We start from the raw sequence: 12,581 nt of genomic DNA, 5'->3' as shown, positions 1-12,581 counted from the left end.
ATTATATTTAAAATTTTTAGAAAAATATGCATATTTATATAGATTGAAAAGCTTTAGAATATTGAGATATTACAAATGTTTAATTAAAAAGGAGAATGTGTATGAGCAAGAAAAATAGAATAATGGATTTTTTCTCTGCCCTAGGTAGAAGTTTAATGTTACCAATTGCTACTTTAGCCGCTGCAGGTTTAATATTAGGTCTAAGTTCTGCACTACTTAAACCACAAATTCAAGCAGCATTACCTTTTTTACAAAATTCAGTAATTGTATATGTTTTAACTTTGATTAAAACGATTACTGCTACAGTTTTTGGAATGATTCCAGTATTATTTGCTATATGTATTGCTTTTGGATTAGCAAAAGAAGAAAAAGAGATTGCAGCATTTGCAGGATTCATTGGATATTATACATTTTTATTAAGTGCATCAATTATTATTAATTCTGGAGCATTCAACTTTGCTTCACTTAAAATGTCAAATATTTTAGGAATTGAGAAAACTATAGAAATGGGAGCTTTTGCAGGTATCCTTACAGGTATATTAACATCAATGCTTCATAATAAATTTTATAAAATTGACTTCCCTATAGCTATTGCCTTTTATGGTGGAAAGAGATTTGTAGCCATTGTAGTTATAGGAGCTATGACACTTCTTGGACAAGTTATTCCATTTGTTTGGGTTCCAATTTCATCAGGAATAAATTCTTTAGGGAGCTTAATTGCAAGTTTAGGACATACAGGTGTATTTTTGTTTGGATTCTTAGAAAGAATTTTAATTCCTACTGGACTACATCATGTTTTAAATGGTGTATTCCGTACAACATCTGTAGGTGGAGTATATCAAGGTGTGGAAGGATGTTTAAATATATTCCTTCAATTCTTTGATAAGGTAGATATTTCTCAGTTAAAACAATTTACAGCCTTTTTAGGACAAGGTAAAATGCCATTTATGATGTTTGGACTTCCAGCAGCAGCTTATGCTATATATAAGACATCCCCTGATAATAAGAAACCTAAAGTAAAGGCTTTAATGGTTGCAGGAGTTGCTGCATCTATTGTGTCAGGTATTACAGAACCATTAGAATTCTCATTTATGTTTATTGCTCCACAACTATTCTTATTCCATGCTATAATGGGAGGTATTTCCTTTGGTATATTAAGTTTACTAGGTGTGGCAATTGGAAATACTGGTGGAGGAATTATTGATTTCTTGATTTATGGAGTTTTAGTACCTGGATCAAGATGGTATATTGTAATATTAGTAGGTATAGTATTTGCAGTTATTTATTACATGGTATTTAAGTGGTATTTCACAAATAAGAATATTTCTATTGATGTAAATGAAGATGTTGAAGAAGAAGATTCGTCTAAAGCTTCATCTGGAAAAACTAATTTAGCTATTAAAATCATTAATAGATTAGGTGGAATTGACAACATAGTAGCAGTTAATAATTGTATCTCAAGGCTTAGAGTAGATATTAAAGACATGTTATTAGTAAATGAAGACTTATTAAAGAAAACTGGTAGTATGAGAATTGTTAAGCCATCTTCAACTCATATACTCAAAGGCCATATTAGTTAACCCATAGGAGAATAAATGAATTTTTTTATCGCTTAAAAGATAACCTGCAATAGTATTTAATGTTTTTGTATCAAGAAGACGGCCTGTATTTTCAATTTCACTGTATAAATCCGTTATTACTTTTTTAGTGGAAACAGCTGTGGATCTAAGCAAATTGTTAGAAGAAATATTGTTTTTTAAAGTAAATTAAGTTCAGAAAATCCACTAAGATTAAGTTTTTTACATAGACGTAAAATTGTAGCAGTTGAGAAAAAAACTTTTTCACTTAATTCTTGAATACTCATATTAAGTACTTCATTTGAGTGGCCATCGATATATTGAAGTACAGATAATTCACTTTGAGTTAATGTATTTAAAATATTATTATCGATACAATCTAACAATTTTCGTCAAATCCTTTCTTTATAGTTCACATAAGTATATCAAAATAAATTATATGTTTCAACAAATGGGAGGGATTAATAAATATAATAATATTATTAGAAAAAAATCATATTATTATTTGTTATATAGTATAAATTCTATTCTAGGAGGTCAAATATGTTTTCATTATTTAAAAAGAAAGAGAAAAATTTAAAATTAAAAGCGTACTTATCAGGAAAGTTAATTCCAATTGATGAAGTACCAAATGAGGTATTTTCATCAAAAATTATGGGAGATGGATTAGCAATTGTTCCAACTACCAATATAGTAAAAGCACCAGCAGATGGTGAAATTACAGTAGTTATGGAGGAGTCTAAACATGCAATTGCAATTAAATTTCAAAATGGAGTAGAAGCATTAATTCACGTTGGAATTGATACAGTTTCTATGAATGGAGAAGGCTTTGAAGTTTTTGTACAGGAAGGAGATTCGGTAAAAGAAGGACAAGATCTTATTAAGTTTGATGAAGAATTAATTAAAAATAAAGGGTTTTCAACATATACTATGTTAGTAATAACTAATTATTCTGATTATCCTAATATGGTTATAGAAACAGGAAATGAAGTTAAAGAAAAAGAAAGTGTGATTGTAACTTTCTAATGAAATTAGTTTCTTAATGTTTAGATTTAAATAAATATAAGTTTCATTAAATTAAGGTACTGTGGCATTAAAGAATTTAAGCACAATATATTGTTTTACAAGTTTAAAGTTAAGACAATATATTGTAGGATTTATTCTTAGTGCCACAGTCCTGATTTTTTGGGGTTTTTTAAATGTATTTCAAATGTACTTTTCAATAAAACATTAGAGTAAATCATTTAGATCTAACTTTATAATTTTTAAATTAAGACAAATTTAAAATAACATTTATTTATGAAAGGATAATAAGACATAACAACAATGTAAACGATGTTAAAACTATAACAAAGTATTTTTTATGACCATAATATATTTTTAAAGTTTAAAATATTTTAATAATTTAAGGTTGATGATATGATTTATCTACAGGAAACGGTTACACCATTTATATAAAAAATGAAGGGATGATATAAAAATGAATTATTTTGAAGAAAGTTTAAAATTACATGAAGATAATAGAGGTAAAATAGAAATAAAATCAAAGATGGAAGTTAAAACAAGAGACGATCTAAGTTTAGCTTATACTCCTGGAGTTGCAGAACCATGCAGAAAGATTCATGAAAATGAAGAGAATGTGTATAAATATACTTCAAAAGGAAATATGGTTGCAGTAGTTACAGATGGAACAGCAGTGTTAGGATTAGGTGACATAGGTCCTAAAGCTGGATTACCAGTTATGGAAGGAAAAGCTCTTTTATTTAAAGAATTTGCAGATGTTGATGCATTTCCAATATGTCTAGATACAAAAGATGTTGATGAGATAGTAAAGACTGTAAAACTTATAGCTCCAGGTTTTGGTGGAATTAATTTAGAAGATATTGGGGCACCAAGATGCTTTGAAATAGAAGAAAAATTAAAGAAAGAACTTGATATACCTGTATTTCATGATGACCAGCATGGAACCGCTATAGTTGTTTTGGCAGGAATAATAAATGGATTAAAGGTAGTTAATAAGAAAATAGAAAATATAAAAGTTGTTGTAAATGGTGCTGGAGCTGCTGGAACTGCTATATCTAAATTACTACTTTCTTTAGGAGTAGCAAATTTAATTGTATGCGATAAGGTTGGTATTCTTTATGACGGAATAGAAAATGTGGATGATGCTAAAAAAGCACTTGCAAAAGTAACAAATCCAGATAATCTTAAAGGAACTTTAGCTGATGCATTAGTAGGTGCAGATGTATTTATAGGGGTTTCAGCACCAGGAATAGTAAGTCAAGATATGGTGAAATCAATGAACAATGACTCTATATTATTTGCTATGGCAAATCCAACTCCAGAAATAATGCCAGATTTGGCAAAAGAAGCAGGAGCTAGAGTAATTGGAACAGGAAGATCAGATTTCCCTAACCAAGTTAATAATGTACTTGCGTTCCCAGGAATATTTAAAGGAGCATTAGATGTTAGAGCAACAGAAATTAATGAAGAAATGAAAATCGCAGCAGCATATGCAATAGCTAATATGATAAAAGATGAAGATTTAAATGAGGACAATGTAATTCCATATGCACTAGATAGAGTCGTTGCCCATAATGTAGCAGAAGCAATAAAAGATGCAGCTAGAAAAAGCGGAGTAGCGAGAGTATAAAAATTATTTTAAAGTAATGGAGGTATAAGAATGCAAATTCCAATTAAGAAAACCCTTGATAAAATTCCAGGGGGTATGATGGTTGTTCCTCTTTTCTTAGGGGTATTAATTAATACATTTTTTCCACAATTTTTAAAAATAGGTGGATTTACAACTGCATTGTTTAGCGAAAAAGCAGCATCACCAATTTTAGCTTGTTTTATGTTTTTAATTGGTTCACAAATTAATTTTAAATTAGCACCAAAGGCAATAAAAAAAGGCGCAATATTAATAACAGGAAAATTTATAGTAGGGGCGGGTATTGGTATATTTGTAGGAAAAGTCTTTGGACCTGCTGGGGTGTTAGGTTTATCCCCATTAGCAATTCTTGCAGCCCTAACAAATTGTAATGGTGGATTATATGCATCTCTTGCTTCACAGTATGGTGATGAAACTGATGTAGGTGCTTATGCTCTATTATCTTTAAAAGATGGTCCATTTTTCACATTAGTTGCATTAGGTGCATCAGGCCTTGCTCAAGTTCCTATTAAGGCTCTTGTGGCAGTAATGATTCCAATTGTAATAGGAATGATTTTAGGAAATTTAGATACGGATATGAGAAAATTTCTTGGAAGCAGTAAAATGTTATTAATTCCATTTTTCTCTTTCCCATTAGGTGCAGGAATGAATCTTGAAACTATTGTAAAAGCTGGAGGTCCTGGAATATTATTAGGAATAATAGCCGCTTTAACTGGAATAGGAGCTTATGTGCTTTTAAAATTATTTAAAGAAGAACCTATAATTGGTTTAGCAACAGGATCCACTGCAGGAAATGCTGTAGCTACACCAGCTGCTGTTGCAGCGGCAGATCCAACATTAGCAGTGGTAGCAACTGTGGCTACTGCACAAGTTGCAGCTGCCTGCGTAGTATCTGCTATAGTATGTCCATTCATTGTATCTTATGTATTTAAGATGGCTAATAAAAATAAAATGAAAAAATTAAACAATGAAGTTAGTGCAGGATAAAGATAATCATTAAGGCTTAGTACAATTATATAAATAGTTAATTAAACATGGAAAAATAGAAGACAATAACGAAAGAAATACTATATAATAGGATTAGAATATCTATTTTTATATTAATCCTTATATGTATATCCATTGTCTTCTATGATTTCATGTTTTTTAAGTTTTTAATTGTAAGGTTTGAATTTATATATTAAGGTTAAGGTGAGAATATGAGAAAAGCGATGAAGTTACAAACGAAGATTACCTTATTAATTATTACAGTGGTTTTCCTTTCTATATCTATAATTATTTCTTTTGTGGTTTCATGGATGACTGGAAATATTGAAAGTAAAGCTAAGACTAATATTATGAATGTAGCAGAGATGGTAGCACATTCTACTCAGATAGTAGATTCATTAGAAAAAAAGGACCCTAGCGGAAAGATTGGTCTTTATATAAATATGCAGCTTAAAAACTTACAGCAGATTGAATATATAATTGTAGCAGATAATGAAGGAATTAGATATTCTCATCCAAATCCTAAAATGATAAGAAAAAAATTTGAAGGAGGAGATGAGTATAGAGTAGTTAAAAGAGGTGAAACATACATTTCTGAGGCTACAGGAACCTTAGGGAAATCAATGAGAGCTTTTGCCCCTATATATGATAAAGGAAATAAAAAGGAAATAGGTTTTGTTTCTGTAGGTACTCTTACTGAAAATATTGAGACAGCCAAGCATACAGCTATTTTATATATAATTTTAATTGGTCTTGGTGGACTTATGGCAGGAACAATAGGTGCAATTTTATTATCCAATAATATAAAAAATATTTTGCTGGGGCTTGAACCTGAAGAAATAACAAATCTTTATAATGAAAAGATGGGAATACTTGATACTATTCATGAAGGATTAGTAGCAGTTGACTATAGAGGTAGAATTACTCTTATTAACGATTCAGCATTAAAAATATTGCATCTTGAAAATGAGGTTAATAAAGAGCAGATTATAGGTGAGAATATAGAGGCGATTATTCAAAATACGGGAATGATTAATATATTACAAACAGGGAAATCTGAGTTTGAAAGAGAGCAGAAAATAAATGATACCACAATAATGACTAATAGAATTCCTATAATGAATAGAGGAAAGACTGTGGGAGCTATTGCTAGTTTTAGAGATAAAACAGAAGTGACTAGAATGGCAGAAGAGCTTACAGGTGTTAGAAAAATGGCTTGGTCTTTAAGAGCTCAAAATCATGAATTTATGAATAAACTACATACTATTTCAGGACTTATACAGTTAGAAGAGTATGATGAAGCTCTACAATTTATTTCCGATATGGCTAAAAGTAGAAGTAATATAAGCAATATTTTGACTCATAATATAAAAAATCCTTCCATATCTGCCTTGTTATTATCAAAATATAATAAAGCTGAAGAATGTAGAGTTAAGTTAAAAATAGATGAAAATTCAAAGCTTACAAAGTTACCTCAGTATATTACTCCAGAGGAAATCGTATCAATTATAGGAAATTTAATAGAAAATTCTCTAGATGAAGTTAAAAATGATGGTACTGGATTAATATATATAAAAATAGTGGAAAATAAAGATTATTTAAATATAGTAGTTAAAGATAATGGTGGTGGAATTCCAGTAGAATATAGAGAAAAAATATATCATCAAGGGTTTTCAACGAAGGAAGGACAGCGAGGATATGGAATGTATATAGTAAAGAAGATAATTCATGAGGCTAAGGGCACAATAAAACTTGAAGTGGACAATGGTGCCCTTTGGAATATTACTATACCTATGACAAGGAGTGATAATCTTGATTCAAGTAATGATAGTAGAAGATGATCCTATGGTTAGAGAAATAAACTCTAAGTTTTTAAAAAGAGTAGAAGGATTTTCTTTATATAAAGCAGTTTCCAATCTTGATGAGGCCAAAAAATTTATATCCCTTAAAAAACCAGATTTAATATTACTTGATGTATATCTTCCTAAAGAAAATGGTATTGACCTATTAAAATGGATAAGGGAAAAAAATATAGATATAGATATTATTTTAATTACAGCAGATAAATCTATTGAAAGAATACAACAGGCTTTTAGAGGTGGAGTTGTGGATTATCTTATAAAACCATTTAATTTTCAAAGATTTAAGGAAGCCCTTATTCAATTTAAGAGCAGATATTATGAATTTAAAAAAAATGATGTAATTGAACAAAAGGAATTAGATAAGGTAATAGCTGGGGCTAATACATCTCAAAGTGAAGACGATTTCGCTAAAGGGCTTAATAAATACACATATAATTCTATATGGAAAGAAATAGAACAAGGAAATGATAAGGATCTTACAGCAGAGGATTTAGCAGAAAAATTAGGCATAGCAAGAGTAACTGTTAGAAGATATCTTGAGTTTATGGAAAAAGAAAATAAAGTAGAGAAATTAGTGGAATACGGCAAAGTAGGTAGACCACAATATAAATATCATAAAGTTTGATATTTAAATAAGGGACTATGGTATTAAGAATAAATATTACAATATATTGTGATAATCTTAAATTTGTAAATCAATATGTTGTATATAAGTTTTTAGTACTATGACCCCCATAATTTTAAAATTATTTAAGATAAATTATAGATTCTTAAAGTATTTGTATTTATGAATACAAATACGGAGTATTAATATTATTTCTTTTAAAATAGTTTACAAAATATTTAAAATTTTTTCAAACATGTTTACATATTTTTAAATATGGTGTATATTAAATAATCATAAGTGAATAACTGAGGTAGAGGAGCGAACTTTAAGAGTAAAATTGTGGAGATAAGCACTGAGAAGCAGTTTGAAAGGAATTTTCGCCGAAGCATACAACAAATGCTTTAATGTTGTGTTGCTGGGTTTGTATAAAATATATACAAAACTGTCACAAAAATAATTTGTGGGGAGCTATCATTCGTTGTGGAATTAAAATGTATTTGTACATATAAATGCATACTTTAATACCCTGAGATAGTCTCAGGGTATTTTTTATTCTATTCTTAGTTAATTCGCTTATCGGAAAATAAAACCGATAAGGAGGAAGAAAAAATGAGTAATACAAAAGAAAATAATTCTGGTTCACATAAGCTTAAGAGAAGCTTACAAGCAAGACATCTTAATATGATAGCTATGGGTGGAGCCATAGGAACAGGAATATTTTTAGCACTAGGTGCTACTATAAAGCAGGCAGGTCCTGGAGGAGCACTTACTGCATATGCCTGTATAGGAGTTATGGTTTACTTTTTAATGACAAGTTTAGGAGAGATGGCTACCTTTATGCCTGTGTCTGGTTCCTTTGAGACCTATGCTTCAAAATTTGTAGATCCTGCATTTGGATTTGCACTTGGATGGAACTATTGGTATAACTGGGCTATTACAGTTGCGGCTGAAATGGTTGCTGGATCACTAATTATGAAATTTTGGTTTCCTAATGTACCTGCTATTATTTGGAGTGTTCTATTTCTTATATTAATAGTTGGACTTAATTTATTATCTGCTAAAGCTTATGGAGAATCAGAATATTGGTTTGCAGGTATTAAAGTATTTACTGTTATTGTATTTTTATTAATAGGTATTGCAACTATTATGGGTATATTAGGGGGACATACTGTAGGACTTAAAAACTTTACTATTAAAGATGCTCCATTTGTTGGGGGCGCTAAATCTATTTTTATGATATTTTTAATTGCAGGTTTTTCTTTTCAAGGTACAGAGTTGGTAGGTATAGCTGCTGGTGAAAGTGAAAATCCTGATAAAACTATACCCAAAGCAATTAATACAATATTTTGGAGAATTATAGTTTTTTATTTAGGAACAATATTTGTTGTAAGTGCAATAATACCTTATACAGATGCAGGAGTTAATACAAGTCCATTTACATTAGTATTTGAAAGAGCTGGTATTGCAGCTGCAGCATCATTAATGAATGCAGTTATTTTAACTTCAGTAATATCCTGTGGAAATTCAGGAATGTATGCTTCAAGTAGAATGTTATATGCAATGGCTAAAGAAGGAAAAGCTCCTAAATGGTTAGGAAAGCTTAATCCAAGGGGAGTTCCGGTAAATGCATTGGCATTAACTACTTTAGTAGCATCAGCTTGTTTTTTAACAGGCATTTATGCTGAAACTACTGTTTATGTGTGGCTTGTTGCAGCATCAGGACTTGCAGGATTTATTGCTTGGGCTGGAATAGCACTATGTCATTATCGTTTTCGTAAAGCATATGTGTTTCAAGGATATGATTTAAAGAAGCTTGTTTATAAAGCAAAATTATTCCCACTTGGTCCAATAATAGCATTAGTACTATGTATAATTGTTATTTTGGGACAAGGTGCTAGTTATTTTGAAGCTGCTAAGATTGATTGGAATGGAATAATAGCATCTTATATAGGATTACCAATATTCTTTGTTTTGTGGTTTGGATATAAAATAAAACATAAAACAAAAGTTATTAATTTAAAAGATGTAAACTTTGATATAGAAGATAGTCATTCTAAAACACAAAGTGCTTAATGTAAAACAAAACACAAAGACTGCTGATATTTAATCAGTGGTCTTTATTTTTGTTAAAAAATAGTATGAAATTATATATGATAACAATTTATAAATATGAAAAAGGTAAATGTATTATTTTAGGGCGTGTCTGAAAATAATATATCAAGAGTTTATTTAGATAAAAGAAAAATGGCAGAAATATAAACAAATTTCATTTGTGCCATATGCTTTATCAGCTAAAATATTACTACTTTGTATATCAATGTTTGAAAGGATATCTATGGCTTGTGTACTGTCATGTAAATTACCAGATGACAATTGAAAGTATACCGGATTGCCAAGGGCATCCACAACTGCATGAATTTTTGTCGTATGTCCTCCGTGGCTTAATCCAATATGTTGTTTCGTTTCGTTGTTTACAGCCCCTTTTTAGCACCTGCACTATGTTGGTGGGCTTTAATGCATGTTGAATCGATACTTAAATTTTCATAATCTGTTTCTGAGGTTAGCTCTTTAAAAATTACTACTAAAGTACCGTCATCACGCCACTTACAAAAACGACTATATACTGTTTTCCATGACCCAAAGCGTTCAGGTAAATCACGCCATGCAGCACCGCTTTTTGCAATCCATAGTATGGCATTAAACATAATTCTATTATCTTTGGGTGGTCTTCCTGTCTTTGCAACGGGAAATAAGTTTTTTATTTGATTCCATTGTTCATCTGATATTTCGTAGCGTTTTTGTGTCATTGTTTTAACTTCATAGTTTTTTATATTATTATAGCTAAAATTTAAGTCTTTTGCACTAGTTAGTTTTCAGACACACCCTAATATAAATTAATCTTTATTTAAGTAATTGTTGCATGAAACCTTTGTATTATAGTATGAGCCATTAGCTTATTAATATTTTTTGTAAGATGCTGAGAATTATGGTATCTAAACTACTAGAGAACCATAGCTAGTTTAGATACCATGGCTTTACTATGGATGCCTATATTGATTTTAAAAAATTATAAAATTAAAGTATGTACTTAATAAGTATTTTATAACTATCAGTCAGGTAATTTTTACATAAGTATTCAGAAAAATGTTAATTTGTAAATTTTTTTGAATAATTATGTAAAAAACCATAAAACTTGTATTTTTATAAAAAAATTTGAAATTAATGGTTGATATTATAGAATTTTATGTTATAATATTAACAAAGACAAGCTTGCCTTATTAAATTTATAAGGAGGAATTTTCAATGGGTGCTGTTTTAAAAGCCGTAGCAAAATATGGATCTAAAGCTGTTAAATATGTATGGGCTCATAAATCTACTATAATGAAATGGATAGATAGAGGTATGAGTGCAGCCTGGATAGCTGATCAAATAAGACAAATTTTAGGCATGTAATTACACAATTATTTGCGCTATAATAAAAAACTTAAAAAAAATATATTATATATTTTTTTTAAGTTTTTTATTGATATAATGTAAATATATAGTATTACATGAAAGGAAATATATAATGATTTTACTTAATAATATAAAAAAAGTTTACAATAAAAATATAGTACTGGATATTAAACATTTAAGTCTTAAAAATAATAATATATATGGATTAATAGGGCCTAATGGGGCAGGAAAAACTACAACTATAAGAATAATATTAGGATTATTAAAACCAACTTGTGGAAGTGTTTTTATAAATAACTTTAATATACATTTAGATAATAAAATTAAAAGTAAAATTGGATATGTTCCTGATAATCCTAATTTATATGAAGATTTAACAGGAAGAGAATTTATTGAATTTGTATCAAATTTATATTCATATAAAGATGAAGAAGATTTTAAAAATAAGATAGATTATTTTTTAGATTTATTTGATATAAAATTAAAGTCTAATACTATGATTTCCGAATATTCAAAAGGAATGAAACAAAAAATTTCTATTATAAGTGCATTAATACATAATCCTGAAATTTTAATATTAGATGAGCCATTTACAGGATTAGATCCAATAACCATAAAAAAATTAAAAGTTTTTATTAAAGATTTTGCAAAAAACAATAAAATGGTTATCTTTTCTACTCACGATTTAGATGTTGCAAGCAATATATGTACTGATATTATTATTTTAGATAATGGAAAAATTAAATTTAATGATAAATTAGAAAATTTAACAGCTCGATCTTCTCTAGAAGATAAATTTGTTGAGATTATAGAGAAAACAGGTGTTAACAATGATATTTAATATATTAAATATTAAATTTAAAATATTAAAGAATAGAATAACTAATGAGTTTAGTAAAAAAGATATAATTAATATTGTTTTATTTATTATAATTTCTATGATAGGACTCATATTTTTTATAGTACATCTACTTAAAAAATTTAATGTAAGTTATTCATCAGTTGTAGTAGCAAATAATCTAATATTATTTGTTACATGTATATTAATGACTTCAACAATCCCATTAAAAATATATAAAGATTATTTTAAGAACCAAAAAATAGAGATATTGTTTTTATCCCCTGTAACATTAAAACAATGTTTTTTATATCAAATAATAATATTATTGGCAAAAATATTAAGCATATATTTTGTTATTACTTTACCTTTATTAATAGCATTTGTATATAAATTAAATCTAAATATAATTTATATATTAAACTATATTATTTATAATTCAATTTTTTTATCAATATTTTCTTTGATTTTACATTTGTTTGTGTTTTTAATTGCATTAATAACTAATGCTAAGTATATAAAAAAAGTATTAGTAGTAGTTACCGGCATTATAGAAATTATTTTTACTTCTATAGTTATATTA

At 28.5% G+C, this 12,581-nt stretch carries 13 protein-coding genes and 1 riboswitch; of the genes, 10 read left to right on the top strand and 3 right to left on the bottom strand.

Features of this window, described 5'->3' with window-relative positions:
• The first annotated feature begins 101 nt into the window (after positions 1-101).
• Positions 102-1,580, top strand: a complete 1,479-nt coding sequence (locus NGI68_RS13865) for a PTS transporter subunit EIIC (protein WP_353505406.1) — start codon at positions 102-104, stop codon at positions 1,578-1,580.
• Between the two features lie 176 nt (positions 1,581-1,756).
• Here NGI68_RS13865 and NGI68_RS13860 read toward each other — a convergent pair whose 3' ends face one another.
• Positions 1,757-1,963: a MurR/RpiR family transcriptional regulator gene (locus NGI68_RS13860; RefSeq protein ID WP_251862054.1), complete on the bottom strand. Its 207-nt coding sequence runs from the start codon at positions 1,961-1,963 to the stop codon at positions 1,757-1,759.
• Positions 1,964-2,120: 157 nt separating this feature from the next.
• Here NGI68_RS13860 and NGI68_RS13855 point away from each other — a divergent pair, with 157 nt between their 5' ends.
• The 6 genes from NGI68_RS13855 (at position 2,121) to NGI68_RS13830 (ending at position 9,777) form a co-directional block, all read left to right on the top strand.
• Positions 2,121-2,603 carry a PTS sugar transporter subunit IIA gene (locus tag NGI68_RS13855; protein WP_251862053.1) on the top strand — a complete coding sequence of 161 codons (483 nt, stop codon included), beginning with the start codon at positions 2,121-2,123 and terminating at the stop codon, positions 2,601-2,603.
• Between the two features lie 454 nt (positions 2,604-3,057).
• Complete coding sequence (locus tag NGI68_RS13850) at positions 3,058-4,230, top strand: NAD(P)-dependent malic enzyme (protein ID WP_251862052.1); 1,173 nt, start codon at positions 3,058-3,060, stop codon at positions 4,228-4,230.
• A 30-nt stretch (positions 4,231-4,260) separates the two neighbouring features.
• On the top strand, positions 4,261-5,235 hold the full coding sequence (locus tag NGI68_RS13845) for a 2-keto-3-deoxygluconate permease (RefSeq protein WP_251862051.1): 975 nt from the start codon (positions 4,261-4,263) through the stop codon (positions 5,233-5,235).
• 212 nt (positions 5,236-5,447) lie between these two features.
• Positions 5,448-7,076, top strand: a complete 1,629-nt coding sequence (locus NGI68_RS13840) for an ATP-binding protein (protein WP_251862050.1) — start codon at positions 5,448-5,450, stop codon at positions 7,074-7,076.
• Positions 7,048-7,722 carry a response regulator gene (locus NGI68_RS13835; protein WP_251862049.1) on the top strand — a complete coding sequence of 225 codons (675 nt, stop codon included), beginning with the start codon at positions 7,048-7,050 and terminating at the stop codon, positions 7,720-7,722. Before NGI68_RS13840 ends, NGI68_RS13835 begins: the two co-directional genes overlap by 29 nt.
• Before the next feature lie 285 nt (positions 7,723-8,007).
• Positions 8,008-8,183: riboswitch (Lysine riboswitch) on the top strand.
• Between the two features lie 130 nt (positions 8,184-8,313).
• On the top strand, positions 8,314-9,777 hold the full coding sequence (locus NGI68_RS13830) for an amino acid permease (protein WP_251862048.1): 1,464 nt from the start codon (positions 8,314-8,316) through the stop codon (positions 9,775-9,777).
• 156 nt (positions 9,778-9,933) lie between these two features.
• On the opposite strand, the gene NGI68_RS13825 is transcribed toward NGI68_RS13830, so the two are convergent.
• Complete coding sequence (locus tag NGI68_RS13825) at positions 9,934-10,122, bottom strand: transposase (protein WP_286010121.1); 189 nt, start codon at positions 10,120-10,122, stop codon at positions 9,934-9,936.
• A 53-nt stretch (positions 10,123-10,175) separates the two neighbouring features.
• Positions 10,176-10,511, bottom strand: a complete 336-nt coding sequence (locus tag NGI68_RS13820) for an IS5 family transposase (RefSeq protein ID WP_251862046.1) — start codon at positions 10,509-10,511, stop codon at positions 10,176-10,178.
• 496 nt (positions 10,512-11,007) lie between these two features.
• On the opposite strand from NGI68_RS13820, the gene NGI68_RS13815 reads away from it, so the two are divergent.
• The 3 genes from NGI68_RS13815 to NGI68_RS13805 form a co-directional block, all read left to right on the top strand.
• Positions 11,008-11,157, top strand: a complete 150-nt coding sequence (locus tag NGI68_RS13815) for an aureocin A53 family class IId bacteriocin (protein ID WP_251862045.1) — start codon at positions 11,008-11,010, stop codon at positions 11,155-11,157.
• A gap of 115 nt (positions 11,158-11,272) precedes the next feature.
• On the top strand, positions 11,273-12,001 hold the full coding sequence (locus NGI68_RS13810) for an ABC transporter ATP-binding protein (RefSeq protein WP_251862044.1): 729 nt from the start codon (positions 11,273-11,275) through the stop codon (positions 11,999-12,001).
• Positions 11,991-12,581, top strand: a 591-nt coding sequence (locus NGI68_RS13805; RefSeq protein ID WP_251862043.1) for a hypothetical protein, incomplete at its 3' end; no start/stop codon positions are given. The genes NGI68_RS13810 and NGI68_RS13805, both read left to right, overlap by 11 nt.

The organism is Clostridium sp. Marseille-Q2269, from assembly GCF_943736985.1.
Taxonomy (GTDB): domain Bacteria; phylum Bacillota; class Clostridia; order Clostridiales; family Clostridiaceae; genus Clostridium_F.
This window is presented reverse-complemented; position numbering and strand designations above follow the sequence as displayed.

Bases quoted from the DNA above. Each gene is read 5' to 3' on its own strand.
- NGI68_RS13855 (WP_251862053.1), top strand. From the start codon at position 2,121: ATGTTTTCATTATTTAAAAAGAAAGAGAAAAATTTAAAATTAAAAGCG.
- NGI68_RS13830 (WP_251862048.1), top strand. From the start codon at position 8,314: ATGAGTAATACAAAAGAAAATAATTCTGGTTCACATAAGCTTAAGAGA.
- NGI68_RS13840 (WP_251862050.1), top strand. From the start codon at position 5,448: ATGAGAAAAGCGATGAAGTTACAAACGAAGATTACCTTATTAATTATT.
- NGI68_RS13810 (WP_251862044.1), top strand. From the start codon at position 11,273: ATGATTTTACTTAATAATATAAAAAAAGTTTACAATAAAAATATAGTA.
- NGI68_RS13815 (WP_251862045.1), top strand. From the start codon at position 11,008: ATGGGTGCTGTTTTAAAAGCCGTAGCAAAATATGGATCTAAAGCTGTT.
- NGI68_RS13820 (WP_251862046.1), bottom strand. From the start codon at position 10,511: ATGACACAAAAACGCTACGAAATATCAGATGAACAATGGAATCAAATA.
- NGI68_RS13845 (WP_251862051.1), top strand. From the start codon at position 4,261: ATGCAAATTCCAATTAAGAAAACCCTTGATAAAATTCCAGGGGGTATG.
- NGI68_RS13865 (WP_353505406.1), top strand. From the start codon at position 102: ATGAGCAAGAAAAATAGAATAATGGATTTTTTCTCTGCCCTAGGTAGA.
- NGI68_RS13850 (WP_251862052.1), top strand. From the start codon at position 3,058: ATGAATTATTTTGAAGAAAGTTTAAAATTACATGAAGATAATAGAGGT.